The sequence below is a fragment of the Salipiger sp. genome, from assembly GCF_048261495.1.
GTDB lineage: Bacteria > Pseudomonadota > Alphaproteobacteria > Rhodobacterales > Rhodobacteraceae > Salipiger.
Genome location: NZ_JBLXFX010000020.1, coordinates 1 through 26,852 on the forward strand (window position 1 = coordinate 1; position 26,852 = coordinate 26,852).

The window sequence follows — 26,852 nt, forward strand, 5'->3', positions numbered from 1 at the left end:
GATGGTGATGCCGGGCGACAACCTGAAGTTCGAAGTCGAGCTGATCGCCCCGATCGCGATGGAAGACGGCCTCCGCTTCGCCATCCGCGAAGGCGGCCGCACCGTCGGCTCCGGCGTGGTCTCCAAGATCCTCGCCTGATCTTGACAGCGGGCGGTGCCGGATCTATCCGGCCCGCCGGACAAGACTTCGGATGGGTGCTTCGGCACCCATCGCCTCTTGGGGCGGGGCAGCGCCCCTACCCGATCGGGTTCGATGAGGGGACAGGGTGGTCCTGTCTCCTCCTCTCAACTCCAACGCCTATGATAAGGCAGACCGAACAATGCAAAGCCAGAACATTCGCATCCGGCTCAAGGCGTTCGATTTCCGCGTGCTGGATGCCTCCACGCAGGAAATCGTGAACACCGCCAAGCGGACCGGCGCGACCGTGCGCGGGCCGATCCCGCTGCCGAACAAGATCGAGAAATTCACCGTTCTGCGTGGCCCCCACGTGAACAAGAAATCCCGCGACCAGTTCGAGATCCGCACCCACAAGCGGCTCCTGGATATCGTGGATCCGACCCCGCAGACGGTGGACGCGCTGATGAAGCTCGACCTCGCCGCCGGCGTGGATGTCGAGATCAAGGTATAAGGAGGGCTACCGATGTTGCGCTCTGGAGTTATCGCAAAGAAGCTGGGCATGACCCGGCTGTTCATGGAAGACGGCAAGCAGATTCCTGTGACCGTCCTCCAGCTCGACGGTTGCCAGGTGGTGGCCCAGCGGACCGCTGAAAAGGATGGCTACACCGCCGTCCAGCTCGGCTCGGGTACCGCCAAGGCCAAGAACACCAGCAAGGCGATGCGCGGCCACTTTGCCGTTGCCAAGGTCGAACCGAAGCGGAAGATCGCGGAATTCCGCGTCGACGCCGAGAACCTGATCGGTGTCGGTGAGGAAATCACCGCCAACCATTACTTCGAAGGCCAGTTCGTCGACGTGGCGGGCACGACCATCGGCAAGGGCTTTGCCGGTGCCATGAAGCGGCACAACTTCGGCGGCCTGCGGGCATCGCACGGTGTGTCGATCTCGCACCGTTCGCACGGCTCGACCGGTCAGTGTCAGGATCCCGGCAAGGTCTTCAAAGGCAAGAAGATGGCTGGCCATATGGGTGCCGTCCGCGTCACCACGCAGAACCTGCAGGTCGTGAAGACCGATGCCGACCGTGGCATCATCATGATCAAGGGCGCCGTTCCCGGCTCCAAGGGTGGCTGGGTGACGATCAAGGACGCGGTCAAGAAGGCCACGCCCGAGAACGTGATCCTGCCCGCCGCGCTGAAATCGGCCGCCGAGGAAGCCGCACGTGCTGCCGAAGAGGCCGCCGCTGCCGCTGCCGCCGAAGCCGAAGCGGAAGCCAAGCGTCTTGCCGAAGAGCAGGCCGCCCAGGAAGCCGCTGCGCTGAACGAAGCCGAAGCGTCGATCGAGGCCGACAAGGCCGAGGGCGATGCCGAGAAGAAGGAAGGCGACGAATGAAACTCGACGTGATCAACCTCGACGGCTCGGCCGCGGGCGAAGTCGAGCTGGACGAGGCCCTGTTCGGTCTCGAGCCGCGCGCCGACATCCTGCACCGCGTCGTTCGCTGGCAGCGCAACAAGGCGCAGGCCGGGACCCACAAGGTCAAGGGCCGCTCGGAAGTGAGCTACTCGACCAAGAAGATCTATCGCCAGAAGGGCACCGGCGGCGCACGCCACGGCTCCCGCAAGGCACCGATCTTCCGCAAGGGTGGCATCTACAAGGGCCCGACCCCGCGGTCGCACGCCCACGATCTTCCCAAGAAGGTCCGCGCCCTGGGTCTGAAGCTGGCCCTGTCGGCCAAGGCCAAGACCGGCTCGCTCGTCGTGATCAACACGGCGGACAGCGACGGCAAGACCAAGTCGCTCGCGGCACAGGTCAAGAGCCTGGGCTGGAAGCGCGCGCTGATCATCGACGGCGCCTCGGTCAACGAGAACTTCGCTCGTGCCGCGGCCAACATCGACGGTCTGGACGTGCTGCCCAGCATGGGCGCCAACGTGTATGACATCCTCAAGCGTGACACCCTCGTGCTCACGAAGGCGGGTGTCGAAGCTCTGGAGGCTCGACTGAAATGAGTGCGAAGCCGCAACATTACGACGTGATCCGCAAGCCGATCATCACCGAGAAAACCACCATGGCGGGCGAGTCCGGCGCGGTTGTCTTCGAAGTGTCGATCGACGCGACCAAACCCCAGGTCAAGGAGGCCGTCGAGGCGCTCTTCGGCGTGAAGGTGAAGGCGGTCAACACCACCATCACCAAGGGCAAGGTCAAGCGCTTCCGCGGCCAGCTCGGCAAGCGGAACGATGTCAAGAAGGCCTACGTGACGCTCGAAGACGGCAACACGATCGACGTGACCACCGGTCTTTGATCTCCGTCGCCAGTCCATGGCTTTGAGCCTCGCCAGTTTCTGGCGGGGCTCTTCCTTTTTGTAGATTTGAAAATGTCGATCGCGCTTTCGAGCGTCTTGGTGCGGGGCAAGGCGGGCGGTCTGCCGAATTTCCCTGCCACGCCTTCGACCATCTGCTGTGTCCCTTGTCATCAAAACCTCTTCCGGCGAATCGCGGTTCTCTGTTTAGATGTCAGGGCAATTGAGTCTTGTTAGCGGTTCCGGGTATTTCGCCGGTCCTTTGTGGGGAAGAAAAAGTATGAAAATTTGCATGATCGCGCTTGCCGCCTGTAGCGTGGCCGTATTGGCGCAAGGATCCGAGGCTTTGCCTGTCCAGTACGGCGACAACGGTCACTACTACGAATACATCTCGGCCTCCGTCGATTTCGACACCGCGTTGGCGCAAGCCGCGGGCATGTCCTATCTGGGGATGCAGGGATACCTGGCCACCGTGACGTCTGCGGGCGAGAGCGCCTTTGTCGCTGCTCTGCATACGGGGAGCGGTATCGGTTCTTCCTACTGGCTCGGCGGGTCCGATGCCGCAAGCGAGGAAACGTGGGCCTGGATCACCGGCCCCGAAGCAGGGCAGATATTCTATCAGGCAGGTACCTGCCTGACCTTCTGCAACTGGGAACCCGGAGAACCCAACAACAGCAATACCGAGAATGCGCTGCACGGCTTTACCTGGTGGAACTCGAACGACACCTGGAACGATCTCGGCGGCGGTTCCACCCTGTCCTACGTGGTGGAATACAGCGCGGCCACCGTGCCCGTACCTGCCGGAATGGCGCTGCTTCTCTCCGGCCTGGGCGGGCTTGCCGCCATCCGCCGGCGACGTTCCCGGCGGTAGGCCACGGGCTGGCGCGGGACCCGCTTGACTATGGTATGACCTGCGCCTAAAGAACCCCATCCGCAAAGCCCCGGATTCGTCCGGGGCTCTGCTTTTGTTCGGGGCCCATGTCGCGAACATCGAACCGGGCACCTTCGGGGGCCTACAAGACCGGCCACCTGCGGACCACAGTCGAGGGGGCTATCACATAGGGCGGAACTCTCCGCCTGTCTGTAAACGGAAGACAGAAAGCATGGCACTCAAGTCGTATAAGCCGACGACGCCGGGCCAGCGCGGGCTGGTGCTGATCGACCGTTCGGAGCTGTACAAAGGACGTCCCGTCAAGGCCCTCACCGAGGGTCTGACGAAATCGGGCGGCCGGAACAACACCGGACGTATCACCTCCCGCCGTCGCGGCGGTGGCGCAAAGCGTCTCTACCGGATCGTCGATTTCAAACGCTCGAAATTCGACGTCAACGGCATCGTGGCCCGGATCGAATACGATCCCAACCGCACCGCCTTCATCGCGCTCATCCAATACGATGACGGCGAGCAGGCCTACATCCTCGCGCCGCAGCGTCTCGCCATCGGCGACAAGGTCGTGGCCTCGGCCAAGGCCGACATCAAGCCCGGCAACGCGATGCCCTTCTCGGGCCTGCCGATCGGCACGATCGTCCACAACATCGAACTGAAGCCCGGCAAGGGCGGCCAGATCGCCCGCGCGGCGGGTACCTACGCCCAGTTCGTCGGTCGTGACGGCGGTTACGCCCAGATCCGCCTGTCCTCGGGCGAACTGCGCATGGTGCGTCAGGAATGCATGGCCACCGTCGGTGCCGTGTCGAACCCCGACAACTCCAACCAGAACCTCGGCAAGGCCGGGCGCAACCGCCACTACGGCAAGCGTCCCTCCGTCCGCGGCGTCGTCATGAACCCGATCGACCACCCGCACGGTGGTGGTGAAGGCCGGACCTCCGGTGGCCGTCACCCGGTGACCCCGTGGGGCAAGCCGACCAAGGGCAAGAAGACCCGCAATCCCAACAAAGCGTCGCAGAAGCTGATCATCCGCTCGCGTCACGCCAAGAAGAAAGGGCGGTAATCCATGACGCGCTCTGTTTGGAAGGGTCCGTTCGTCGACGCCTACGTCCTGAAGAAGGCCGAGAAGGTTCGCGAGTCGGGCAAGAACGAAGTCATCAAGATCTGGTCGCGCCGTTCGACGATCCTGCCCCAGTTCGTGGGCCTGACGTTTGCGGTCTACAACGGTCAGAAGCACGTGCCGGTCAACGTCTCCGAAGACATGATCGGCCAGAAGTTCGGCGAATACGCACCGACCCGTACCTATTACGGTCACGCGGCCGACAAGAAAGCCAAGAGGAAGTAAGCCATGGGCAAGGATAAGAATCCCCGCCGCGTGGCGGACAACGAGGCGATGGCCAAGCTGCGCATGCTGCGCACTTCGCCGCAGAAGCTGAACCTGGTGGCCGCGCTGATCCGCGGCAAGAAGGTGGAACGTGCGCTCACGGACCTGACCTTCTCCAAGAAGCGGATCGCCGAGGATGTGAAGAAGTGCCTTCAGTCCGCCATTGCGAACGCCGAGAACAACCACGGTCTGGACGTCGACGAACTCGTCGTCGCCGAGGCCTTCGTGGGCAAGAACCTTGTGATGAAGCGTGGCCGTCCGCGGGCACGTGGCCGGTTCGGTCGCATCAACAAGCCGTTCTCGGAGCTGACCATCAAAGTGCGTCAAGTCGAGGAGCAAGCCTGATGGGTAACAAGACCAATCCGATCGGCATGCGCCTTCAGGTCAACCGCACCTGGGACAGCCGCTGGTACGCCGACACCAAGGATTACGGCGATCTTCTTCTCGAAGATCTCGCGATCCGCGATTTCATCCATGACGAGTGCAAGCAGGCCGGCGTGGCCCGCGTGATCATCGAGCGTCCGCACAAGAAGTGCCGCGTCACGATCCACACCGCACGTCCGGGTGTCATCATCGGCAAGAAGGGCGCGGACATCGAGACGCTCCGCAAGAAGCTCGGCAAGCTGACCGACTCGGAACTGCACCTCAACATCGTCGAGGTTCGCAAGCCCGAGCTGGACGCCCGCCTCGTGGGCGAGAGCATCGCGCAGCAGCTGGAACGCCGGGTGTCCTTCCGTCGTGCCATGAAGCGCGCCGTGCAGAATGCCATGCGTATGGGTGCACTGGGCATCCGCGTGAACGTCGCGGGCCGCCTCGGCGGCGCCGAGATCGCGCGGACCGAATGGTATCGTGAAGGCCGCGTGCCTCTGCATACCCTGCGTGCCGACATCGATTACGCCAATGTCGAAGCCACGACCGCCTATGGTATCATCGGCATCAAGGTCTGGATCTTCAAAGGCGAGATCATGGAGCACGACCCCCAGGCCCGTGACCGCAAGGCGCAGGAAATTCAGGACGGCCCGGCCCCTCGTGGTGCCATGGGCAATCGTCGCTGAGGAGGTTTGACAGATGCTTCAACCGAAACGCACCAAATTCCGCAAGATGTTCAAGGGCCGGATCTCCGGCGAGGCAAAAGGCGGTTCCGACCTCAACTTCGGCCACTACGGCCTCAAGGCTCTCCAGCCCGAGCGCGTGACTGCGCGGCAGATCGAAGCGGCCCGCCGCGCGATGACCCGCCACATGAAGCGCCAGGGCCGGGTCTGGATCCGGATCTTCCCGGATACTCCCGTGACCTCCAAGCCCACCGAAGTCCGGATGGGCAAGGGCAAGGGTTCCGTGGATTACTGGGCCTGCAAGGTGAAGCCGGGTCGCGTGATGTTCGAGATCGACGGCGTGGACGAGGAGACAGCCCGCGAGGCGCTGCGTCTCGCTGCCATGAAGCTGCCGATCAAGTCGCGCGTCGTGGTCCGCGAGGACTGGTAAGCGGCCCGCCGTCTCCGACGGCCGACCGATGAGACAGAAGACCCCCGCCGGGAAACCGGCGGGGGTCTTTCCCTTCCGCGCCGCCCGTGCCCGCGCCGGGTTCCGCGCGCTGCCGCTGGCCTCGATGCCCCCTCGCCAGGCGGCGCGACTCGCGCTAAAGACCCGGCCATGGCCAACATCCGTTCCCTCTTTGCGACCCGCCTCTACCGCGCCGCGCTCTCCGAGCACGGTCCGTCCATCGATGCCGACGAGATGGCATCGTCCTGCTATTCCATCGCCGAGGATGACGAGGCCGGGCAGGAATGGTGCGAGGCCAACGACTATCCCGGTTACACGAGCTATGCCTCGCTCACCGACCTGCCGTGGCGGTTCCCCATCTTCGGCGATCTGGTCAAGTCACTGGATGCCCATGTCGCGGCGTTCGCCGGGGATCTGGAATTCGACCTGGGCGACAAGGCGCTGGTGCTCGAGGACATCTGGATCAACATCCTGCCCGAGGGCGGGATGCATGCCTCGCACATCCATCCGCATTCGGTGATCTCGGGCACGACCTATGTCGCGATGCCCGCGGGCACCTCGGCCCTGAAGCTCGAAGATCCGCGCCTGCCGTTCATGATGGCCGCCCCGGTGCGCCGGAAGGGTTGCCGGGAGGAGTTGAAGACCTTCGTCTACGAGGCGCCGAAGGTGGGCGACGTGCTGCTCTGGGAAAGCTGGCTGCGCCACGAGGTCCCGATGAACATGGCCGAGGACGAGCGGATCTCGGTGAGTTTCAACTACAAGTGGGAGTGACCGGGATCTCCGGTCGCGACCGTCCGGACGTGGCTTCGACGCTCTCGAAGCCGCGTCCCTCGCGCTGAGAAGCCGGGCAGGGGGCGCTCGCGGCGGGGCCGGGGCGATAGTCCTTGCCCTTTCGGCCGATCCCGCCTATACGCGCCTCTCATCCACCTCCACCGGGAATCAGGGTGACCCGCTCAACGACGGGGCTCTCCGGTGATGTTGACAGAAGGAGCGATCCAGATGGACGCCAAGGAACTGCTGAACAAGACGCCGGACCAGCTCCGGGACGAGCTTGTGGCGCTGAAGAAGGAGGCCTTCAACCTCCGCTTCCAGAAAGCCACCGGCGCGATCGAGAACACCGCGCGCATCCGCCAGGTGCGTCGTGACGTGGCACGCGTGAACACCGTGCTGAACCAGAAAGCTGCTGCCGCAGCTTCGGCGGAATAAGGAGAGACCCCCATGCCCAAGCGTATCCTGCAAGGCACCGTGACCTCCACCGCCAACGCCCAGACCGTCACCGTGTCGGTCGAGCGTCGCTTCAAGCACCCGGTTCTTCAGAAGACGATCCGGAAGTCGAAGAAATACCGTGCTCATGACGAGGCGGAGAAGTTCGCTGTCGGCGATACGGTCCGCATCATCGAATGCGCGCCGAAGTCGAAGACGAAACGCTGGGAAGTGCTCGCGGAGTAATCCGCGCACGACACAGTTTGATCGAAACCCTGGGGGGTAGACCAAGAACAACCCCCAAAGGTCGGGAGAAACCAAATGATCCAGATGCAGACCAATCTGGATGTGGCTGACAATTCCGGTGCCCGGAAGGTTCAGTGCATCAAGGTCCTCGGCGGCTCGCATCGCCGCTACGCATCGGTCGGCGACATCATCGTCGTATCGGTGAAGGAGGCCATTCCGCGCGGCCGCGTGAAGAAGGGTGACGTCCGCAAGGCCGTCGTCGTGCGCACCGCCAAGGAAGTCCGCCGTGAAGACGGCACCTCCATCCGCTTCGACCGCAACGCGGCCGTCATCCTGAACAACTCGGGCGAGCCGGTCGGCACCCGTATCTTCGGGCCGGTCGTTCGCGAGCTGCGTGCGAAGAACTTCATGAAGATCATCTCGCTTGCTCCGGAGGTGCTGTAATGGCTGCCAAACTCCGCAAAGGTGACAAGGTCGTCGTGCTCACCGGCAAGGACAAGGGCAAGACCGGGACGATCGAGTCCGTCGCGCCCAAGGCCGGCAAGGCCGTCGTCGGCGGCCTGAACATGGCCATCCGTCACACCCGCCAGAGCCAGACCGCCCAGGGCGGCCGTCTGCCCCAGGCAATGCCGATCGACCTGAGCAACCTCGCCCTCGTCGATGCAAACGGCAAGGCGACCCGCGTCGGCTTCCGCATGGAAGGCGACAAGAAGGTCCGCTTCGCCAAGACCACGGGGGACGTGATCGATGCTTGATTCCGCCAACTACACCCCGCGCCTCAAAGGCCTGTTCCGCGAGACGATCAAGCCCGCTCTGAAAGAAGAGTTCGGCTACAAGAACGACATGCAGATCCCGCGTCTGGACAAGATCGTTCTGAACATCGGCTGCGGCGCCGAAGCGGTGCGCGATTCCAAGAAGGCCAAGTCGGCCGTCGAGGATCTGACCACCATCGCCGGACAGCGTGCCGTCACCACCAAGGCCAAGAAGTCCATCGCGGGCTTCCGGGTGCGCGAAGAGATGCCGCTCGGTGCCAAGGTGACCCTCCGTGGTGACCGGATGTATGACTTCCTGGACCGCCTGATCACCATCGCGATGCCCCGCATCCGCGACTTCCGTGGTGTGAAGCCGTCCTTCGATGGTCGTGGCAACTTTGCCATGGGCATCAAGGAACACATCGTCTTCCCCGAGATCGATTTCGACAAGGTCGACGAGGTCTGGGGCATGGACATCATCATCACCACCACTGCCGCGTCCGACGCGGAAGCCAAGGCGCTGTTGAAGCATTTCAACATGCCCTTCAACGCCTGAGGAGCGAGATCACATGGCCAAGAAATCCATGATCGAACGCGAGAAGAAGCGTCAGGCGCTGGTGGAGAAGTATGCCGCCAAGCGTGCTGCGCTGAAAGTCATCGCGAACGACGAAAGCAAGCCGATGGAAGAGCGTTTCAAGGCTCGCCTCGAACTGGCGAAACTGCCGCGCAACTCGTCGCCGACCCGTCTGCACAACCGGTGCCAGATCACGGGCCGTCCGCACGCCTACTACCGCAAGCTCAAGATCAGCCGTATCGCCCTGCGCGAACTCGGCTCGAACGGCCAGCTTCCCGGTGTCGTGAAATCCAGCTGGTAAGGGAGGGTATGATATGAACGATCCTATCGGCGATATGCTCACCCGTATCCGTAACTCGCAGATGCGCGGCAAGTCGGTCGTCTCGACCCCCGCCTCGAAGCTGCGTGCCTGGGTGCTCGACGTCCTTGCGGACGAAGGCTACATCCGCGGCTACGAAAAGGGGACCGACACGAACGGTCACCCGACGCTGGAAATCAGCCTGAAGTACTTTGACGGCACCCCCGTCATTCGCGAGGTCAAGCGGGTCTCCCGTCCCGGCCGCCGCGTCTACATGGGTGTCAAGGATATCCCCTCGGTCCGTCAGGGCCTGGGTGTGTCGATTGTCAGCACGCCGAAGGGCGTGATGTCGGACGCAAACGCCCGCGCTGCCAATGTCGGCGGCGAGGTGCTCTGCACGGTCTTCTAAGGAGGGGCTTCCATGTCTCGTATTGGGAAAAAACCGGTCGAGCTGCCGTCGGGTGTCTCTGCATCCGTCTCCGGTCAGACCGTCGAAGTGAAGGGGCCGAAAGGCACCCAGACCTTCAATGCTACCGATGATGTGACCATCACGGTCGCCGACAACGCCATCACCGTTGCGCCGCGCGGCAATTCCAAGCGCGCCCGCCAGCAGTGGGGCATGTCGCGCACCGTCGTGGCCAACATGGTCCACGGGGTGTCCAACACCTTCAAGAAAGAGCTGGAGATCCAGGGTGTGGGTTACCGGGCGGCGGTTCAGGGTTCCACCCTGAAGCTGAACCTCGGCTACTCGCATGACGTGAACTTCGACATTCCGCAGGGCATCTCGGTCACCACGCCGAAGCCGACGGAAATCATCATCGAAGGCAACGACATCCAGCAGGTCGGCCAGGTTGCGGCGAACATCCGCGACTGGCGCCGTCCGGAGCCGTACAAGGGGAAGGGTATCCGCTACAAAGGCGAATACATCTTCTCCAAAGAAGGCAAGAAGAAGTAAGGACGCGGACAATGGCACTCAGCAAACGGGAACTGTTCCAGAAGCGCCGCCTGCGCGTTCGGAACAAGCTTCGCAAGGTGAACGCAGGCCGCGTGCGGCTTTCGGTGCACCGCTCGAACAAGAACATCAGCGCACAGCTGATCGACGACATCCAGGGCGTGACCCTGGTCTCGGCCTCCTCGATGGAGAAGGACCTGGGCGTCGTCGGCAAAGGCAATGTCGAGGCGGCCCAGAAGGTCGGCGCGGCGATTGCCGAGCGTGCGAAAGCGGCCGGCGTCGAAGCAGCGTACTTCGACCGCGGCGGCTTCCTCTTCCACGGGCGTGTGAAGGCTCTGGCCGACGCAGCGCGTGAAGGTGGTCTGAAGATCTGACGGGTGGGGCGGGCTTCGGTCCGCCTTTCCCATTCGCCGCGGGGCGGGCCGGTGCCCGCCTTGCGCATTTTGAAGGCGGCAACGCCTCGATGATCCGGGAGACGCAGCGCGCCTCACCTGGATTGGCCCAGACAGGCGCCCCGGTCCCTGCGACCTGCGCGCCGACGTGAAAAGGAATGCCTGATGGCAGAACGTGACAACAACCGTCGTGGTGGCAACCGCCGCGATCGTGAAGAAACGCCGGAATTCGCCGATCGCCTCGTCGCGATCAACCGCGTGTCCAAGACCGTCAAGGGCGGCAAGCGCTTCGGCTTCGCAGCTCTCGTGGTCGTCGGTGACCAGAAGGGCCGCGTCGGCTTCGGCAAGGGCAAGGCCAAGGAGGTCCCCGAGGCCATCCGCAAGGCCACCGAGCAGGCCAAGCGCAAGATGATCCGCGTGCCGCTGCGCGAAGGCCGCACGCTGCACCACGACATCGAAGGTCGCCACGGCGCGGGCCGCGTCGTGATGCGCACCGCGCCTCAGGGTACCGGGATCATCGCCGGTGGTCCGATGCGTGCCGTGTTCGAGATGCTGGGCGTTCAGGACGTGGTCGCCAAGTCGATCGGCTCGCAGAACCCCTACAACATGATCCGCGCGACGCTCGAAGCGCTGACCAAGAACCAGTCGCCCCGCAACGTCGCTCAGCGTCGTGGCAAGAAGGTGGCCGACATCCTGCCCAAGCGCGATGACGCCCCCGCCGAATCGTCGCACGTTGCCGAGGAGGCCTGATCATGGCTAAGACCATCGTAGTGAAGCAGATCGGCTCGCCGATCCGTCGCCCCGACATCCAGCGCCGTACGCTGATCGGTCTGGGTCTGAACAAGATGCACAAGACCCGGGAACTGGAAGACACGCCGTCCGTGCGCGGCATGGTCGCCAAGATCCCGCACCTGGTCCAGATCATCGAAGAGCGCGGCTGACGCCTGCCTTCGGTCCTCGTGAACCGCATCGACGCCCCGGAGCTTGCTCCGGGGCGTCTTGCTTTGTGGGATCGCGGTCGTGGTCATTGTCGCGCCCCTTGCCCGGCCTATGTCCGGAGTATCGACAAGGGAGCCAGACAAGACATGACACAGACCCGCAGAACCTTCATCGCCCGCATGGCTGCGGGCGCGTCCGCAATCACCGTGCTGCCGTTCGCCGCCCATGCGGAGGCCCACACCTCCGACACCTTCCACGACGGCGCGATCACCGTGCATCCGGTGCACCACGCCTCCTTCGTGATGGAGACCCCGGCCGGGGTGATCTATGTCGATCCGGTGGGCGAGGCCGCAGAATATGCCGATCTGCCGCCGCCGGATCTGATCCTGGTGACGCATGAACACGGCGATCACTACAATGCTGAAACGCTGGCCGCGCTGATCGGCGACGGTACGGTGCTGCTGACCAATCCCGCGGTGAACGCGATGCTCCCGGCCGAGATGAAGGACGGCGCCAAGATGCTCGACAACGGGGCGAGCACCGACTGGGAAGGCGTCAACATCGAGGCGATCCCCGCGCACAACACCACGGAGGAGCGGATGAACTTCCATCCGGTCGGGCGCGACAACGGCTATGTGCTGAGCTTCGACGGTTTCCGGGTCTACATCTCCGGGGATACCGAACCGACGCACGAGATGCTGGCGCTCGAGAACATCGACCTGTGCTTCCTCTGCATGAACCTGCCCTTCACCATGACCGCCGAGCAGGCCGCCGCCGCCGTGCAGGAGTTCAAGCCGACCTTCGTCTATCCCTATCACTATCGCGGCAGGGACGACGGCACCCAGGATCCGGAGGCCTTTGCCGAAATGGTCGGGGATGCCTCTTCGGTGAAGATGGCCGGCTGGTACAAGGAAGGCGAGATCTGAGGACCGCGCTCCCCGAGTCCTTTCCCTGACGGGAGGGGCGGGGAAACGGCCGGGCAAGAACCGACACCCGCCGGTTGCGTAACCGGCGGGTGTCTGATTTCACGGGGGCGAGATGCACACGGCAGGAGCGGTCGCATGACGATCACGAGGCAGGACGAACTCGACGGGCTGAAGGAGATCGGCCGGATCGTCGCCAACACGCTGCAGGCCATGGCCCGCGCGATGGAGCCCGGCATGACGACCCGGGAACTGGACGAGATCGGGCGGGCCTGTCTCGACCGTGCGGGCGCGGTCTCGGCCCCGCAGGCGGTCTATGACTTTCCCGGAACCACCTGCATCAGCGTGAACGAGGAGATCGCCCACGGCATTCCCGGACCGCGCAGGATCGCGGCGGGCGACCTGGTGAACATCGACGTGTCGGCGTCGAAGAACGACTTCTTTGCCGATACCGGCGCCAGCTTTCGGGTGGGGCCGGTGTCGCCTCGGATCGACCGTCTCTGCCGGGACGGGCGGCGCGCCATGGAGGTGGGGATCGCCAGGGTCTGCAGCAACCGCCCGCTTGCCGGGATCGGCAACGCCATCGGCCGGTTTGCCGAGGCGCGGGGCTACACCCTCGTGCGCAACCTGGCCAGCCACGGCGTCGGTCGGTCACTGCACGAATACCCCGAGGAGATCGCGACCTGGCCGACCCGCAGCGACCGGCGGCGCATCGACAGGGGGCTGGTCCTGACGGTGGAGCCATTCCTGTCCACGGGGGCGCAGCAGGCGATCGAAGGCCGGGACGGCTGGACGCTCTACGGCGACCCCGTGGCGCCGGTGGTGCAATACGAACATACCGTCGTCGCGACCGATCGCGGCGCCATCGTGGTGACGCTGCCGGGCTGAGCGGCCGGGCCATGGAACGCAAAACGCCCCGGCCTGAGACCGGGGCGTTTCTATGTCACGAGCGCAGATCAGGCCGCGTTGCTGGAGCGCGCGCCGGAACGTCTCGGCCGGCGCTGCTTGGCGCCTTCGGGACGCCCGCCACCGTGCTTCTGGGCGCCCTGCTTGAAGCCGCCCTGCTTGAACCCGCCGGGCTTGCCGCCGCCGCCACCGCGCGGGCCGCCGCGACCGCCGCCCTTGGCCGGTTTGCGCACGCCTTCCCAGGCTTCGCCCCCGGCGACATGGATGTCGCGGCCCATGACCTTCTGGATCGCGCGCAGTTCCGACATTTCCTCGGGCGCGCAATAGGCCACGGCGGTGCCGTCGCGTCCGGCGCGTGCCGTGCGGCCGATGCGGTGCACGTAGTTGTCGGGCACGTTCGGCAGGTCGTAGTTGTAGACGTAGCGCACCGAGGGGATGTCGATGCCGCGCGCGGCCACGTCGGTGGCGACCAGAACGGTCAGCTCGCCGTCGCGGAAGGCCTTGAGCGCGCGGTCGCGCTGACCCTGGCTCTTGTTGCCGTGGATCGAGCTGGCCGCGAAGCCGGAGGCGACGAGGGATTTCATCAGCCGCTCGGCACCATGCTTGGTGCGGGCAAAGACCAGCGCCGCGTCGCTGCGGTGCCCGTCGAGATGCGCCTTCAGCAGGCCGGTCTTGTCCGACTGCTGGACGAAGTGCACCGACTGGTCGATCTTCTCGACCGGCTTGCCGGGGGCGGCGACCTCGACCCGGATGGGATCGGTGAGATAGGCCTGCGCCAGTTCGTTCATCTGCTTCGGCATGGTGGCCGAGAACAGCATGGTCTGGCGATCCTTCGGCAGCAGCGGCGCGATGCGGCGCAGCGCGTGGATGAAGCCGAGGTCGAGCATCTGGTCGGCCTCGTCGAGCACGAGGAAGCTGGTCGTGTCGAGGCGGACCGCCTTGCGGTCGAGCAGGTCGATGAGGCGGCCGGGCGTGGCGACGAGAATGTCGATGCCCTTGTGCATCCGCTGCACCTGCGCGTTGACCGAACCGCCACCGACGACCAGGCCGATGCGCACGCTGGTGCCTTCGGCATAGGCGCGCAGGTTGTCGAGGATCTGCTTGGCGAGTTCACGGGTCGGGGCAAGCACGAGGCCGCGCACCGACTTGGGGGCAGGGCGCCCCTCCATCCGCATGATGGCCGAGACGATGGGAAGCCCGAAGGCGGCGGTCTTGCCGGTGCCGGTCTGTGCAAGGCCCATCACGTCGCGCCCGTTCATGGCGTGGGGGATGGCCTGTTTCTGGATCGGGGTCGGTTCGGTGATGTTCAGTTCGGCCAGGTTGGCCTGGAGACGGGACGGCAGTCCCAGCATGTCGAAATCCAAAAGGATCGTCCTTTTCTGGCGGATGGCAGAAGGCCAGCCGCAGGCAAGCGGGCACCTGGGCTCTCGGCCGCAGGGCGTCACTCGTGGGTTACGCCGGGATCCGCCACGCGACCGTATTGCCGCGGAACGTCAAGGCGCCGGACCCCCGCGTGAAATGGGAACCAATGTTGTGATGTCTGCCGTGCGGGCCCCTGATACGGTCGTATCGTCGTTTGTCCGGCTGCCCCGCTCACGCGGCGGGTGCGGCAGTGATCGGGGATATGGGGCAAGCGTCCGTCAATGTCAATGCCGCGTCGCGGCGGCGGGCCATGTTGCGCTTGCACGCGGGCCTGCACGGGTCTATACGCCCCCGGTGGCCCGATGGGCCGCGATTCACATCATTCAGCACGCCGTGTTCGGCCGCTCCCGTCGCTGGGGGCCGCATCCGGCAAGGAGAAGCGACATGAAACTGAACGAACTGCGCGACAATCCCGGCGCAACCAAACCCCGCAAGCGCGTCGGCCGTGGTCCGGGTTCCGGCATGGGCAAGACCGGTGGCCGGGGTATCAAGGGTCAGAAATCCCGTTCGGGCGTGGCCATCAACGGCTACGAAGGCGGCCAGATGCCGCTCTACCAGCGTCTTCCCAAGCGCGGCTTCACCAAGCCGAACCGGAAGTCCTACGCCGTGGTCAACCTCGGCCTGATCCAGAAGTTCGTCGACGCGGGCAAGCTCGACGCCGGCTCGATCACCGAGGAATCGCTGGTGGCTTCGGGTCTCGTGCGCCGCAAGCTCGACGGCATCCGCGTCCTGGCCAAGGGCGACGTGACCGTCGCGCTGACCATCGCGGTGACCGGCGCCTCCAAATCCGCCGTTGACGCGGTCGCCAATGCCGGCGGCGCGCTCACTGTTGCGGCTGCCGCAGAATAAGCGGGTTGTGAGCGGCTTCTGAGCCGCTTACATAGGCCCCACGTTTTCCAGGAACGCCGCCGGAGCCGGAATGCGCTACCGGCGGCGTTTCTCGTCAGAGAGGACCCTCATGGCATCCGCTGTGGAACAAATGGCCGCCAACACGAGCTGGGCGGCGCTCGGGAAGGCAACCGACCTTCGCAACCGTATCTTCTTCACGCTCGGTCTCCTGCTGGTCTACCGCCTCGGCACCTACATCCCGGTTCCGGGCATCGACGGCGCCGCGCTGCGTGATTTCATGGAGCAGGCGGGGCAGGGGATCGGCGGCATCGTGTCGATGTTCACCGGCGGCGCCCTCGGGCGGATGGGCATCTTCGCCCTCGGGATCATGCCCTATATCTCGGCCTCGATCATCGTGCAGCTTCTCGCGGCCATGGTGCCCGCGCTGGAGCAGCTGAAGAAAGAGGGCCAGCAGGGCCAGAAGAAGATCAACCAGTACACGCGCTACGGCACCGTGGCGCTGGCGCTGTTCCAGGCCTACGGGCTTGCGGTATCGCTGGAGGCGGGCGATCTCGCCCACGATCCGGGCCTCTATTTCCGCGCGGCCTGCGTGATCACCCTCGTCGGCGGCACGATGTTCCTGATGTGGCTGGGCGAACAGATCACGGCACGCGGCGTCGGCAACGGCATCTCGCTGATCATCTTCGTCGGCATCGTGGCGGAAATCCCGGCCAACCTCGCGCAGTTCTTTGCCTCGGGCCGTTCCGGCGCGATCAGCCCGGCGGTGATCCTCGGCGTGATCGTCATGGTAATCGCGGTGATCCTCTTCGTGGTGTTCATGGAGCGCGCCCTGCGCAAGATCACCATCCAGTATCCCCGCCGCCAGGTCGGTCTGCGCATGACCGAAGCGCAGCAATCCCACCTGCCGGTCAAGGTCAACCCGGCGGGCGTGATCCCGGCGATCTTCGCCAGCTCGCTGCTGCTGCTGCCGACCACCATCGCGACCTTCAGCCAGGCCGGCGCCACCGGTCCGGTGATGTCGACCATCCTCGCCTATTTCGGGCCGGGGCAGCCGCTCTACCTGCTGCTCTTCGCGGCGATGATCGTGTTCTTCGCGTATTTCTACACCTTCAACGTCTCGTTCAAACCGGATGACGTTGCGGAGAACCTCAAGAACCAGAACGGCTTCATCCCGGGCATCCGTCCCGGCAAGAAGACCGAGGAACACCTCACCTACGTGGTGAACCGGATCCTGGTGCTGGGCTCGGCCTACCTCGCGGCCGTCTGCCTTCTGCCCGAGGTGCTGCGGTCGCAATATGCGATTCCGTTCTACTTCGGCGGCACCTCCGTCCTGATCGTCGTCTCGGTGACGATGGACACGATCCAGCAGATCCAAAGCCACTTGCTGGCACATCAATACGAAGGTCTTATTCAGAAGTCGCAGCTTCGCGGCAAAGGTAAGGCACGCAAGCGGAAGGGACCGGCTCGGCGATGAACATCATACTTCTTGGACCGCCCGGCGCGGGCAAAGGCACTCAGGCACGCATTCTGGTGGACGAGCGGGGCATGACCCAGCTCTCGACCGGGGACATGCTGCGCGAGGCCAAGGACAGCGGCACGGAAATGGGCAAGAAGGTCGCCGAAGTCATGGCGCGCGGGGAACTGGTCACGGACGAGATCGTGATCGGCCTGATCCGCGAGAAGCTCGAGGCGGACCCGACCCGCGGGTACATCTTCGACGGCTTTCCCCGCACGCTGAAGCAGGCGGATGCGCTGGCGGAACTGCTGGACGAGCAGGGGCTGACGCTGGATCGCGTCGTCGAGCTGCGCGTGGATGACGAGGCTCTGGTGAGCCGGATCACCGCACGTTCGACCTGCAGCACCTGCGGCGAGGTCTACAACGACCTGACCAAGCCGATCCCGTCGGACGGGACCTGCACGAACTGCGGCGGGACCGAATTCAAGCGCCGGGCGGACGACAACGAGGACAGCCTCAAGAAGCGTCTGATGGAATATTACAAGCAGACCTCTCCGCTGGTCGGTTACTACTATGCCAAGGGCCAGTACAGCCGCACCGACGGCATGGGCGAGATCGACGCCGTCAAGGCCGGCATCGCCGAAAAACTCGACGGCTGAGCCATAGGCGCATGGGATGCGGTCACCCCCGGGGTGATCATGAAGGGGCGCCAACGGGCGCCCCTTCTGCTGTCCGGTCGGCGGCGCGGGGGGCTTCAGGCCCGGCCCGAGGGGCGGGCGAGCCTGCGAATGCTGTCCAGCGCGACGACCTGACCCCAGTCACCTTCGGACAGGCGATTGTTCAGGAACCGGCTGTCCTGATCGCTGAGCGAGGCGTAGCCCATGCGCCAGCCGTCGAAGTCCCTGACGTCCGCCGTGCGCGACATCCTCTGGATGACCTGAAAATGGCGGCGATCCTTGCGGATGCGGCGGAAGAGATCCCGCACATTGGCCTCGTCCCCTTCGAGCACCTGGCAGAAGCCGTTGCGCTCGCGCAGCAGATAGCCCGAGATGCCGAGCCAGCGGTTGCGGTTCACGGCCTCGTGCAGAATGTCGAGGTCCGTGCGATGCCCGCGCGGGTATCGTGACTGGCTTGTGTAAAGAAGCTGGTGTATCATGATACGGCGCGGCGGGTGCTGTGCGATGCCGCCTCCCGGCAAGGGGTGTTTTTCCTGTGGCTCATGCGTGATACAACGTCTTGTATGGCCCGCGGGTTCCGAAGGCCCTTGACGCCCCATGCGAATCCTCATACCCACCCCCATCTCCAAGTGAGAATCGCCTAGCGGGGAGGGTCGCTCCCCCCTCGCGGATCACCTCATCAGCGGACAGCCCGATGGTCGCATGGCCTCGGGCTCAAGTTGTGAAAAAAGGTTCTGGAACCACGGAACCGCAACGCAAAGGAACAGAGACTTGGCACGTATTGCCGGCGTCAACATCCCGACCTCCAAGCGGGTGCCCATCGCCCTCACCTACATCACCGGAATCGGCCACACTTCGGCCAAGGCCATCTGCGAAGCCGTGAACATCGACGCAACCCGTCGCGTGAACGAGCTGTCGGATGCCGAAGTCCTCGCCATCCGCGAGCATATCGACGCGAACTACACCGTCGAAGGCGACCTGCGTCGTGAAACGCAGATGAACATCAAGCGCCTGATGGACCTCGGCTGCTACCGCGGCCTGCGTCATCGCCGCAACCTCCCCGTGCGCGGTCAGCGTACGCATACGAACGCCCGCACCCGCAAAGGCCCCGCAAAGGCCATCGCCGGCAAGAAGAAGTAAGGGAGGTCTGCACCAATGGCACGTGATACCCGTCGCGGAGGCACCAAGAAGAAGGTCTCCAAGAACATCGCAGCTGGCGTCGCACATGTGAACTCCAGCTTCAACAACACCAAGATCCTGATCTCCGACGTGCAGGGCAACGCGATCTCCTGGTCGTCCGCCGGCACCATGGGCTTCAAGGGTTCGCGGAAATCGACCCCCTATGCCGCACAGCTTGCCGCCGAAGATGCCGGCAAGAAGGCACAGGAACACGGCGTCAAGACGCTGGAAGTCGAAGTTCAGGGCCCCGGTTCGGGCCGTGAATCGGCGCTCCGCGCGCTGGCCGCTGCCGGCTTCAACATCACGTCCATCCGCGACGTGACGCCGATTGCCCACAACGGCTGCCGCCCGCCGAAGCGTCGTCGCGTCTGATCGGGTGACTATTACCGCAGGGCCGCGTGGTTATTTCCACGCGGGCCTGTGTTCGTTTGTACCCTCGGGAGTTTCCCGCCTTACGGACATGGGGCGGGAGACAAGAATGGAGGCCTTGCATGATCCACAAGAACTGGGCTGAACTTATCAAGCCGACCCAGCTGGAGGTGCGCCCCGGCGCCGATCCCACCCGCGTCGCCACGCTCGTCGCCGAGCCGCTGGAGCGTGGTTTCGGTCTGACCCTCGGCAACGCCCTGCGCCGGGTTCTGCTGTCGAGCCTTCAGGGCGCCGCCATCACCAGCGTCCAGATCGACAACGTCCTGCACGAGTTTTCCTCGGTTGCCGGTGTCCGTGAAGACGTGACCGATGTCGTGCTGAACCTCAAGGGTGTGGCGCTGCGCATGGAAGTCGAGGGGCCGAAGCGCCTTTCCGTCAATGCCAAGGGTCCGGGCGTCGTCACCGCCGCCAGCATCACCGAGACGAACGGCATCGAGGTCCTGAACAAGGACCACGTGATCTGCCACCTCGACGAGGGCGCGGATCTCTACATGGAGCTGACCGTCAACACCGGCAAGGGCTACGTTTCGGCCGACAAGAACAAGCCGGAAGACGCCCCCATCGGCCTGATGCCGATCGACGCGATCTATTCGCCGGTCAAGAAGGTCGCCTACGAAGTCGTCCCCACCCGCGAGGGCCAGGTGCTCGACTACGACAAGCTGACCATGAAGATCGAGACCGACGGTTCGGTCACCCCGGAAGATGCCATCGCCTTCGCGGCGCGCATCCTCCAGGACCAGCTGTCGATCTTCGTCAACTTCGACGAGCCGGAATCCTCCTCGCGGTCGGATGACGACGACGGGCTGGAATTCAACCCGCTGCTGCTCAAGAAGGTCGACGAGCTGGAGCTGTCGGTGCGTTCGGCGAACTGCCTGAAGAACGACAACATCGTCTATATCGGCGACCTGATCCAGAAGACCGAAGCCGAGATGCTCCGCACCCCGAACTTCGGCCGCAAGTCGCTGAACGAGATCAAGGAAGTGCTGTCCGGAATGGGCCTGCACCTCGGCATGGATGTCGAGGACTGGCCGCCGGACAACATCGAGGATCTGGCAAAGAAACTGGAAGACCAGTTCTGAGCCTTCGCGGGGCGTACTGGAGAGGGCGCCCCGCACCCGATGCCGCCATCATGGGCGGGAAGATCAGGGCATGATGCCCCAAGGAGAGGGCGCCCGAACGCAGGGCACCCCGGACAAAGCAAAACACGCTACGGAGAAACAACATGCGTCACGCTCGCGGATACCGCCGCCTCAACCGCACCCATGAACACCGCAAGGCGCTCTGGGCCAACATGTCCGGCTCGCTGATCGAGCACGAACAGATCAAGACAACCCTGCCCAAGGCCAAGGAACTGAAGCGGATCATCGACAAGCTGATCACGCTCGGCAAGCGCGGCGACGTGCATGCCCGCCGTCAGGCCGCAGCCCAGCTGAAGCAGGACATCCACGTCGCGAAGCTGTTCGAAGTGCTCGGACCACGCTACGCCGAGCGTCAGGGTGGCTATTGCCGCGTCCTGAAGGCCGGGTTCCGCTACGGTGACATGGCGCCCATGGCGATCATCGAACTGGTCGACCGGGATGCCGATGCCAAAGGTGCCGCCGACAAGGCCCGCCTCGCATCCGAGGAATTCGCCGACGCGGAATGATCCCGCCCCGGCATGAGAACCAAGGCCCCGCCCCGACCGGCGGGGCCTTTTTTCATCCTGCGACCGGTGCGGGGCGCAAATTCCTTCCAAGGAATTTGCAAATCTCTTGAAAGAGATTTGCGCCTGCGGCGCCGGCAATCCTCCACGCCCGCGCCCTTGCAATCGCGCCGGCTTGGGAACATATCGGGGTCCTGAAGAGGATCCCCGCATGTTCCGCAATTGCCTTCTCGTCCTTGTTTTGACCGCCTCCCCGCTATTTGCGGAGACCCGCGTTCCCGCGTCGCAGGCCGAAATGTCCCTCAGCTTCGTGCCGTTGGTCAAGCAGGCGACCCCGGCCGTGGTGAACATCTACGCCCGGCGTGTCGTCCAGTCCCGGAGCCCCTTCGCGGGGGATCCGCTGTTCGGTCGGCTATTCCGCGACCCGGGCGGGCGCCCGCAGGTGCAGAACTCGCTCGGGTCGGGTGTCATCCTGTCCGCGGACGGCTACGTGGTCTCGAACTACCACGTGGTGGGGCAGGCGACCGACATCCGCGTCGTGCTCAACAACGGCGCGGAATTCCGGGCGGACGTGTTGCTGGGCGACGAGGAGGCCGATCTCGCGATCCTGAAACTGGACGGCGCCGAGGACATGCCGTCGCTGCCGCTGCGCGACAGCGACTCCGTCGAGGTCGGAGAACTGGTGCTCGCCATCGGCAATCCCTTCGGCGTGGGCCAGACCGTGACCTCGGGGATCGTCTCGGGCCTCGCGCGCTCCGGCACGGCGACCGGCAACGCGCGCGGCTACTTCATCCAGACCGATGCACCGATCAACCCCGGCAACTCCGGCGGCGCGCTGATCGATGTCTCCGGGCAGCTCGTGGGCGTCAATACCTCCATCCTGACCCGGTCTGGCGGGTCGAACGGCATCGGCTTCGCCATTCCGTCGGCGCTCGTGGCCGAGTTCCTCGAACAGGCGCGCGACGGCAACACCCGGTTCCAGCGTCCCTGGGCGGGCATGACCGGTCAGGTCGTCGATTCCGGCCTCACGGAAAGTCTCGGGCTAGCTCTGCCGGGCGGCGTCCTGATCTCCCGTCTCGACGCGCAGAGTTCCTTCGCGAGCGCCGGGCTGCAGGTCGGCGACGTGGTGCTCGCGGTCGACGGCCTCCCGGTGAACACGCCGCCCGAGATGCTGTTCCGAATGTCCGTCGCGGGCATCGGCCACGACGCTCGCATCCGCTTTCTGCGCGACGGAGAAAGCCGCGAGGCCGAGGTGCGGATGATCACCGCCCCGGATCTGCCCGACCGCGAGGCGGTGACCCTCCCCGACGGCGCCGTCCTGCCCGGCCTCGCGATTTCGCGCCTCAATCCCGCGGTGATCGAGGAACTCGGTCTCCCGCTTGCGGGAGAAGGCATCGTCGTGACCGATCCCGGTCCCTACGGCGCCCGGGCCGGTCTGCAGCGGGGCGATGTGCTCCGCGCGATCAACGGCGACGCGATCGGATCCCCCGCCGATGTCGCCCCCATGCTCGAGGCAGCGGTGCCGCGGATCAGGCTCGACGCACAGCGCGGCAATGCGCGCATCACCCTGCGCATCCGCCTCTGAACGATGTCCGACCTGTTCGACACCGATCCCGCGCCGGCGGCGCGCCCCGAGCCGGGCAAGCGACCGCTCGCCGACCGCCTGCGGCCGAAGACCCTGGACGAGGTCATCGGTCAGGAACAGGTGCTGGGCCCGGACGCCCCGCTCGGCACCATGCTGGCCTCGGGGTCGCTGTCCTCGCTGGTGTTCTGGGGCCCGCCGGGCGTCGGCAAGACCACCATCGCCCGCCTTCTCGCCAATGCGACGGATCTGCATTTCGTCCAGATCAGCGCGATCTTCACCGGCGTACAGGACCTGCGCAAGGTCTTCGAGGCCGCCCGCATCCGCCACGGCAACGGCCAGGGCACGCTGCTGTTCGTCGACGAGATCCACCGCTTCAACAAGGCGCAGCAGGACGGGTTCCTCCCCCATATGGAGGACGGGACGATCCTCCTCGTCGGCGCGACGACCGAGAACCCGTCCTTCGAACTGAACGCGGCGCTGCTTTCCCGAGCCCAGGTGCTCGTGCTGGAACGCCTGTCCCCGGCCGACCTCGAACGCCTCGCGCAGCGGGCCGAACGGGAAACCGGCCGCGCCCTGCCGCTCGACGGTCCCGCCCGCGAGGCGCTGCTCGAGATGTGCGACGGCGACGGCCGCGCCCTGCTGAACCTAGCCGAGCAGGTGCTCGCCTGGCCGGTCACCGGCAAGCTCGACACCGAGGCGCTGACCCACCGGCTGATGCGGCGCGCGGCGCAATACGACAAGAGCGGCGACGGCCATTACAACCTGATCTCGGCCCTGCACAAATCCATCCGCGGCTCGGACCCGGACGCGGCGCTCTACTGGTTCGCGCGGATGCTCGAAGCCGGAGAGGACCCCCGCTTCCTTGCCCGCCGCCTGACCCGCATGGCGGTCGAGGACATCGGCCTCGCGGATCCGCAGGCGCAGGCCCATTGCATCGACAGCTGGCAGACGTACGAACGTCTCGGCTCGCCCGAGGGCGAACTGGCGCTGGCTCAGGCGGTGATCTACCTCGCCCTCGCGCCCAAATCCAACGGCGCCTACGTCGCCTACAAGGCCGCCCGCGCCGCGGCCAGGCGCACCGGCTCCCTGATGCCGCCAAAGCATATCCTCAACGCGCCCACCGGGCTGATGAAGGACCAGGGCTACGGCAAGGGCTACAACTACGACCACGATGCCGAAGACGGCTTCTCGGGGCAGGACTACTTCCCGGAATCCATGGGGCGGACGGAATTCTACACGCCGGTCGAACGCGGCTTCGAACGCGAACTGAAGAAACGCGTCGACTATTTCGCCCGGCTGCGCCGCGAAAGAAACGCCTGAGGCCTCTTCTGGCGGCAAATATCCCGGGGGAATCGCCGACGGCGATGGGGGCAGCGCCCCCTCTGCCTTGACATCCCGCGCGCCCCGCGACATTCCCGCGCAATGAGCCTCACCCTTCTCCAGGTCGCCCTCGGGGGCGCGATCGGCGCCAGCGGGCGCTATCTCACCGGCATCGCCATGGCGCGGCTGCTGGGCAAGGGATTCCCCTGGGGAACGCTGACGGTGAACATCCTCGGTTCCTTCGCGATGGGGCTCATCGTCGTGGCGCTGGCGCATCTCTCGGCCAACCGTTTCGCGCCGTTCCTGATGACGGGCGTGCTCGGCGGGTTCACCACCTTCTCGGCCTTCTCGCTGGATGTCGCGACCCTTTGGGAACGCGGTGACACGGTGGCGGCGCTGGGGTATGTGGCCGTTTCGGTTCTGGTCTCGATCGCGGCACTGTTCGCGGGACTTTTGGTGGCAAGGGAGATCTGGCAATGAGCCGTGTGCAGACCGTGACCGTCGGCCCCGGCGACGGCGACCAGCGCCTCGACCGCTGGCTCAAGCGCCACTTTCCCCATGTCCAGCAGGGCTCCATCGAAAAGATGTGCCGCAAGGGTGAAATCCGTGTCGACGGCGGGCGGGTCAAGGCCTCGACCCGGCTCGAAGTCGGCAACCAGGTGCGGATCCCGCCGCTGCCCGAACCCTCGGAAACCCCGGCCGAACGGCCCGTCGCCACGCCGCGCGTCTCCGATGCCGACACGAAGCTGATCCAGTCCTGCGTGCTCTGGCGCGACGACCACATCATCGCGCTGAACAAGCCGCCGGGCCTGCCGACGCAGGGCGGCAGCAAGCAGACCCGCCATGTCGACGGGCTGGCCGAGGCGCTCCGTTTCGGGTTCGAGGACAAGCCCCGTCTCGTGCACCGCCTCGACAAGGACACCTCGGGCGTCCTGCTGCTGGCGCGGACCCGCGAGATGGCCAAGGCGCTGACCGACGCCATCCGCAACCGCCAGACGCGCAAGATCTACTGGGCCGTCGTCGCGGGCGTTCCGACGCCGTACCTCGGCGAGATCAAGTACGGCCTCGTCAAGGCGCCGGGCCACGGCAAGGGCGGGGAGGGCGAGAAGATGCGCACCCTTCACCCGCGCGAGATCGACTCGACCCCCGGCGCGCAGCGCGCCCACACGCTCTATGCCACGCTCTACCGCGTCGCCGGGCGTGCCGCCTGGGTCGCGATGGAGCCGGTGACGGGCCGCACCCACCAGTTGCGCGCGCACATGGCCGCCATCGGCCATCCCATTGCGGGCGACGGCAAATACGGTGGCTCCGGGCAGGAGAACATGGGCGACGGCTGGGGCGCGCAGTTGGGCGGAATCATCTCGCGCAAGCTGCACCTGCACGCGCGCTCCATCACCTTCCTGCACCCGGTGACGAAAAAGCCCGTCACCGTGACCGCGCCGCTTCCCGATCACATGGTCGAGACCTGGAACACCTTCGGCTGGACCGAGGATCTTGCCGCCGACGATCCCTTCGAGTCGCTGCAATGAGCGCACCGCTGCGCCTTGTCATCTTCGACGTCGACGGCACGCTGGTCGACAGTCAGGCCGATATCGTCGCCTCGATGACGGCGGCCTTCGAGGGCGCCTCGCTGCCGGTCCCGCCGCGCGAGGTGATCCTTTCCATCGTCGGCCTGTCGCTTCCCGAAGCCGTGGCGCAGCTAGCTCCGGGGGCGGAGGCCGGGCTGCGCGCGGCGATGGTCGATGCCTACAAGTCCCGCTACATGGAACTGCGTGCCGCCGCCGGAGCAGAGATGTCCTCGCCGCTCTATCCGCATGTGCTGGGCGTCCTGAACCAGCTTCACGACGAGCCCGAGACCCTGCTGGCCATCGCCACCGGCAAATCCCGCCGCGGGCTTGACAAGCTGGTGGACGGCCACGGCATCCGCCATCTTTTCGTGACGCAGCAATGCGCCGACGATCATCCGTCGAAACCCCATCCCGCGATGCTGCAGGCGGCACTGTCCGCAACCGGGGTCGAGCCGCGCCACGCGGTGATGATCGGCGACACCAGCTTCGACATGGAAATGGCGCGTGCGGCCGGAATGCTGGCCATCGGCGTCACCTGGGGCTATCACGATGCCGCCCGGTTGTCGGATGCGCATATGCTGATCGACGACATCCGTCTGCTTCCGGGGCTGTTGCAACAGGTCTGGGGGCAGATCGCATGAGCGAGTGGGCGCCGAAACGGTTCTACAAATCCGCCACGGTGGAATCCGCCGAGGGCGGCTGGACGGTGCATCTCGACGCGCGCCCGCTGCGCACGCCGGGGAAATCGGCCCTGATCGTCCCGACCCTGCCTCTGGCCGAGGCCGTGGCCGAGGAGTGGAACGCCCAGACCGGCAAGATCGACCCGACCGTGATGCCGCTGACCCGCACGGCCAACAGCGCCATCGAGAAGGTTGCGCCGCAAAAGGCGGCAGTGGCCGACATGCTCGCCGAATACGGCGACAGCGACCTGCTGTGCTATCGCGCGGATCATCCCGACGAGCTGGTGCAGCGCCAGCAGCAGGGCTGGGATCCGATGCTGACCTGGGCTGCCGAAGCCCTCGGCGCGCGCCTCGCGCCCCGAGTCGGCGTGATGCACGAACCGCAGGATCCCGGCGCGCTGGCGGCGCTGCGGGCAGAGGTCCACAAGCTTGATTCTTTCGAACTCGCACCCTTCCACGACCTCGTGGCGCTGTCCGGATCGCTGGTTCTGGGGCTTGCGGTAAGCCACGGTCACCCCGCCGCCGAGATATGGCACCTCTCCCGGATCGACGAATCCTGGCAGGAAGAGATGTGGGGCGCCGACGAAGAGGCCGCCGAAGTCTCTGAAATCAAACGCACCGCCTTTCTGCAGGCAGAGCGCTTCCTGAGGCTTTGCCGGGCCGCCTAATCGCGGAGCGGCGTAT

At 65.2% G+C, this 26,852-nt stretch carries 39 protein-coding genes and 1 pseudogene; 38 read left to right on the forward strand and 2 right to left on the reverse strand.

Annotated elements, in window-relative coordinates; genetic code table 11:
- The 25 genes and pseudogenes from tuf to map all read left to right on the forward strand — a co-directional run.
- Positions 1–139: pseudogene (gene tuf / locus ACN0RJ_RS22200) on the forward strand (elongation factor Tu); the annotation flags it as partial.
- A gap of 181 nt (positions 140–320) precedes the next feature.
- Entirely contained in the window at positions 321–629 is a 309-nt protein-coding gene (rpsJ, locus tag ACN0RJ_RS22205) for a 30S ribosomal protein S10 (protein WP_417722155.1), read from the forward strand.
- Between the two features lie 12 nt (positions 630–641).
- Positions 642–1,505, forward strand: a complete 864-nt coding sequence (gene rplC / locus ACN0RJ_RS22210; protein WP_417722156.1) for a 50S ribosomal protein L3 — start codon at positions 642–644, stop codon at positions 1,503–1,505.
- Complete coding sequence (gene rplD, locus ACN0RJ_RS22215; RefSeq protein ID WP_417722157.1) at positions 1,502–2,119, forward strand: 50S ribosomal protein L4; 618 nt, start codon at positions 1,502–1,504, stop codon at positions 2,117–2,119. Before rplC ends, rplD begins: the two co-directional genes overlap by 4 nt.
- Positions 2,116–2,412: a 50S ribosomal protein L23 gene (locus tag ACN0RJ_RS22220; protein ID WP_417722158.1), complete on the forward strand. Its 297-nt coding sequence runs from the start codon at positions 2,116–2,118 to the stop codon at positions 2,410–2,412. Before rplD ends, ACN0RJ_RS22220 begins: the two co-directional genes overlap by 4 nt.
- 289 nt (positions 2,413–2,701) lie before the next feature.
- Positions 2,702–3,280, forward strand: coding sequence for a VPLPA-CTERM sorting domain-containing protein (locus tag ACN0RJ_RS22225; RefSeq protein WP_417722159.1), 579 nt, complete (start codon positions 2,702–2,704; stop codon positions 3,278–3,280).
- 232 nt (positions 3,281–3,512) lie between these two features.
- Positions 3,513–4,355 carry a 50S ribosomal protein L2 gene (rplB, locus tag ACN0RJ_RS22230; RefSeq protein WP_417725714.1) on the forward strand — a complete coding sequence of 281 codons (843 nt, stop codon included), beginning with the start codon at positions 3,513–3,515 and terminating at the stop codon, positions 4,353–4,355.
- 3 nt (positions 4,356–4,358) lie between these two features.
- Positions 4,359–4,637: a 30S ribosomal protein S19 gene (gene rpsS / locus ACN0RJ_RS22235; protein ID WP_417722161.1), complete on the forward strand. Its 279-nt coding sequence runs from the start codon at positions 4,359–4,361 to the stop codon at positions 4,635–4,637.
- Positions 4,638–4,640: 3 nt separating this feature from the next.
- A complete protein-coding gene (gene rplV / locus ACN0RJ_RS22240; protein WP_417722162.1) occupies positions 4,641–5,021 on the forward strand; it encodes a 50S ribosomal protein L22 in 381 nt (126 codons plus the stop codon).
- Positions 5,021–5,731, forward strand: a complete 711-nt coding sequence (rpsC, locus tag ACN0RJ_RS22245) for a 30S ribosomal protein S3 (protein WP_417722163.1) — start codon at positions 5,021–5,023, stop codon at positions 5,729–5,731. Before rplV ends, rpsC begins: the two co-directional genes overlap by 1 nt.
- Before the next feature lie 13 nt (positions 5,732–5,744).
- Positions 5,745–6,158: a 50S ribosomal protein L16 gene (rplP, locus tag ACN0RJ_RS22250; RefSeq protein ID WP_417722164.1), complete on the forward strand. Its 414-nt coding sequence runs from the start codon at positions 5,745–5,747 to the stop codon at positions 6,156–6,158.
- Positions 6,159–6,326: 168 nt separating this feature from the next.
- On the forward strand, positions 6,327–6,947 hold the full coding sequence (locus ACN0RJ_RS22255; RefSeq protein WP_417725715.1) for a TIGR02466 family protein: 621 nt from the start codon (positions 6,327–6,329) through the stop codon (positions 6,945–6,947).
- Between the two features lie 228 nt (positions 6,948–7,175).
- Positions 7,176–7,382, forward strand: coding sequence for a 50S ribosomal protein L29 (gene rpmC, locus ACN0RJ_RS22260; protein ID WP_417722166.1), 207 nt, complete (start codon positions 7,176–7,178; stop codon positions 7,380–7,382).
- A gap of 12 nt (positions 7,383–7,394) precedes the next feature.
- Positions 7,395–7,625: a 30S ribosomal protein S17 gene (gene rpsQ, locus ACN0RJ_RS22265; protein ID WP_417722167.1), complete on the forward strand. Its 231-nt coding sequence runs from the start codon at positions 7,395–7,397 to the stop codon at positions 7,623–7,625.
- A gap of 75 nt (positions 7,626–7,700) precedes the next feature.
- Complete coding sequence (gene rplN / locus ACN0RJ_RS22270; protein ID WP_005854833.1) at positions 7,701–8,069, forward strand: 50S ribosomal protein L14; 369 nt, start codon at positions 7,701–7,703, stop codon at positions 8,067–8,069.
- Positions 8,069–8,380, forward strand: coding sequence for a 50S ribosomal protein L24 (gene rplX, locus ACN0RJ_RS22275; protein ID WP_417722168.1), 312 nt, complete (start codon positions 8,069–8,071; stop codon positions 8,378–8,380). Before rplN ends, rplX begins: the two co-directional genes overlap by 1 nt.
- Positions 8,373–8,933, forward strand: coding sequence for a 50S ribosomal protein L5 (rplE, locus tag ACN0RJ_RS22280; protein ID WP_417722169.1), 561 nt, complete (start codon positions 8,373–8,375; stop codon positions 8,931–8,933). Before rplX ends, rplE begins: the two co-directional genes overlap by 8 nt.
- Positions 8,934–8,946: 13 nt before the next feature.
- Positions 8,947–9,252 carry a 30S ribosomal protein S14 gene (gene rpsN, locus ACN0RJ_RS22285; RefSeq protein WP_417722170.1) on the forward strand — a complete coding sequence of 102 codons (306 nt, stop codon included), beginning with the start codon at positions 8,947–8,949 and terminating at the stop codon, positions 9,250–9,252.
- 13 nt (positions 9,253–9,265) lie between these two features.
- Entirely contained in the window at positions 9,266–9,658 is a 393-nt protein-coding gene (rpsH, locus tag ACN0RJ_RS22290) for a 30S ribosomal protein S8 (RefSeq protein WP_417722171.1), read from the forward strand.
- A gap of 12 nt (positions 9,659–9,670) precedes the next feature.
- Entirely contained in the window at positions 9,671–10,204 is a 534-nt protein-coding gene (gene rplF, locus ACN0RJ_RS22295) for a 50S ribosomal protein L6 (RefSeq protein WP_417722172.1), read from the forward strand.
- A gap of 11 nt (positions 10,205–10,215) precedes the next feature.
- On the forward strand, positions 10,216–10,575 hold the full coding sequence (rplR, locus tag ACN0RJ_RS22300) for a 50S ribosomal protein L18 (protein WP_417722173.1): 360 nt from the start codon (positions 10,216–10,218) through the stop codon (positions 10,573–10,575).
- Between the two features lie 183 nt (positions 10,576–10,758).
- Positions 10,759–11,343 carry a 30S ribosomal protein S5 gene (gene rpsE, locus ACN0RJ_RS22305; RefSeq protein WP_417722174.1) on the forward strand — a complete coding sequence of 195 codons (585 nt, stop codon included), beginning with the start codon at positions 10,759–10,761 and terminating at the stop codon, positions 11,341–11,343.
- A gap of 2 nt (positions 11,344–11,345) precedes the next feature.
- Complete coding sequence (gene rpmD / locus ACN0RJ_RS22310) at positions 11,346–11,534, forward strand: 50S ribosomal protein L30 (protein WP_417722175.1); 189 nt, start codon at positions 11,346–11,348, stop codon at positions 11,532–11,534.
- A 144-nt stretch (positions 11,535–11,678) separates the two neighbouring features.
- Complete coding sequence (locus ACN0RJ_RS22315) at positions 11,679–12,458, forward strand: MBL fold metallo-hydrolase (RefSeq protein WP_417722176.1); 780 nt, start codon at positions 11,679–11,681, stop codon at positions 12,456–12,458.
- A 135-nt stretch (positions 12,459–12,593) separates the two neighbouring features.
- A complete protein-coding gene (gene map, locus ACN0RJ_RS22320; protein WP_417725716.1) occupies positions 12,594–13,343 on the forward strand; it encodes a type I methionyl aminopeptidase in 750 nt (249 codons plus the stop codon).
- A 68-nt stretch (positions 13,344–13,411) separates the two neighbouring features.
- On the opposite strand, the gene ACN0RJ_RS22325 is transcribed toward map, so the two are convergent.
- A complete protein-coding gene (locus ACN0RJ_RS22325; RefSeq protein ID WP_417722178.1) occupies positions 13,412–14,713 on the reverse strand; it encodes a DEAD/DEAH box helicase in 1,302 nt (433 codons plus the stop codon).
- Between the two features lie 454 nt (positions 14,714–15,167).
- Between ACN0RJ_RS22325 and rplO the strand changes: the two genes are divergently transcribed.
- From rplO to ACN0RJ_RS22340, 3 genes are all read left to right on the forward strand, one after another.
- Positions 15,168–15,632: a 50S ribosomal protein L15 gene (rplO, locus tag ACN0RJ_RS22330; RefSeq protein WP_417722179.1), complete on the forward strand. Its 465-nt coding sequence runs from the start codon at positions 15,168–15,170 to the stop codon at positions 15,630–15,632.
- 109 nt (positions 15,633–15,741) lie between these two features.
- Complete coding sequence (gene secY, locus ACN0RJ_RS22335) at positions 15,742–17,106, forward strand: preprotein translocase subunit SecY (protein ID WP_417725717.1); 1,365 nt, start codon at positions 15,742–15,744, stop codon at positions 17,104–17,106.
- Positions 17,103–17,747 carry an adenylate kinase gene (locus tag ACN0RJ_RS22340; RefSeq protein WP_417725718.1) on the forward strand — a complete coding sequence of 215 codons (645 nt, stop codon included), beginning with the start codon at positions 17,103–17,105 and terminating at the stop codon, positions 17,745–17,747. Before secY ends, ACN0RJ_RS22340 begins: the two co-directional genes overlap by 4 nt.
- Positions 17,748–17,842: 95 nt before the next feature.
- On the opposite strand, the gene ACN0RJ_RS22345 is transcribed toward ACN0RJ_RS22340, so the two are convergent.
- Positions 17,843–18,244, reverse strand: a complete 402-nt coding sequence (locus tag ACN0RJ_RS22345) for a BLUF domain-containing protein (protein WP_417722182.1) — start codon at positions 18,242–18,244, stop codon at positions 17,843–17,845.
- Positions 18,245–18,536: 292 nt separating this feature from the next.
- Here ACN0RJ_RS22345 and rpsM point away from each other — a divergent pair, with 292 nt between their 5' ends.
- From rpsM to ACN0RJ_RS22395, 10 genes are all read left to right on the forward strand, one after another.
- Complete coding sequence (gene rpsM / locus ACN0RJ_RS22350; protein WP_417722183.1) at positions 18,537–18,905, forward strand: 30S ribosomal protein S13; 369 nt, start codon at positions 18,537–18,539, stop codon at positions 18,903–18,905.
- A gap of 15 nt (positions 18,906–18,920) precedes the next feature.
- On the forward strand, positions 18,921–19,316 hold the full coding sequence (rpsK, locus tag ACN0RJ_RS22355; protein ID WP_417722184.1) for a 30S ribosomal protein S11: 396 nt from the start codon (positions 18,921–18,923) through the stop codon (positions 19,314–19,316).
- Positions 19,317–19,435: 119 nt separating this feature from the next.
- Positions 19,436–20,452, forward strand: a complete 1,017-nt coding sequence (locus ACN0RJ_RS22360) for a DNA-directed RNA polymerase subunit alpha (protein ID WP_417722185.1) — start codon at positions 19,436–19,438, stop codon at positions 20,450–20,452.
- 143 nt (positions 20,453–20,595) lie between these two features.
- Positions 20,596–21,018 (forward strand): 50S ribosomal protein L17, encoded by a 423-nt coding sequence (rplQ, locus tag ACN0RJ_RS22365; RefSeq protein WP_417722186.1) that lies wholly within the window; start codon positions 20,596–20,598, stop codon positions 21,016–21,018.
- Between the two features lie 208 nt (positions 21,019–21,226).
- On the forward strand, positions 21,227–22,600 hold the full coding sequence (locus tag ACN0RJ_RS22370) for a trypsin-like peptidase domain-containing protein (protein WP_417722187.1): 1,374 nt from the start codon (positions 21,227–21,229) through the stop codon (positions 22,598–22,600).
- Between the two features lie 3 nt (positions 22,601–22,603).
- Positions 22,604–23,920, forward strand: coding sequence for a replication-associated recombination protein A (locus tag ACN0RJ_RS22375; RefSeq protein ID WP_417725719.1), 1,317 nt, complete (start codon positions 22,604–22,606; stop codon positions 23,918–23,920).
- Positions 23,921–24,022: 102 nt separating this feature from the next.
- Positions 24,023–24,400, forward strand: a complete 378-nt coding sequence (gene crcB / locus ACN0RJ_RS22380) for a fluoride efflux transporter CrcB (RefSeq protein WP_417722189.1) — start codon at positions 24,023–24,025, stop codon at positions 24,398–24,400.
- Entirely contained in the window at positions 24,397–25,449 is a 1,053-nt protein-coding gene (locus ACN0RJ_RS22385; RefSeq protein WP_417725720.1) for an RluA family pseudouridine synthase, read from the forward strand. The genes crcB and ACN0RJ_RS22385 overlap by 4 nt, the downstream gene beginning before the upstream one ends.
- On the forward strand, positions 25,446–26,129 hold the full coding sequence (locus ACN0RJ_RS22390) for an HAD-IA family hydrolase (protein WP_417725721.1): 684 nt from the start codon (positions 25,446–25,448) through the stop codon (positions 26,127–26,129). Before ACN0RJ_RS22385 ends, ACN0RJ_RS22390 begins: the two co-directional genes overlap by 4 nt.
- Positions 26,126–26,836, forward strand: a complete 711-nt coding sequence (locus ACN0RJ_RS22395) for an ATP12 family chaperone protein (protein WP_417722192.1) — start codon at positions 26,126–26,128, stop codon at positions 26,834–26,836. Before ACN0RJ_RS22390 ends, ACN0RJ_RS22395 begins: the two co-directional genes overlap by 4 nt.
- Positions 26,837–26,852: the final 16 nt, after the last annotated feature.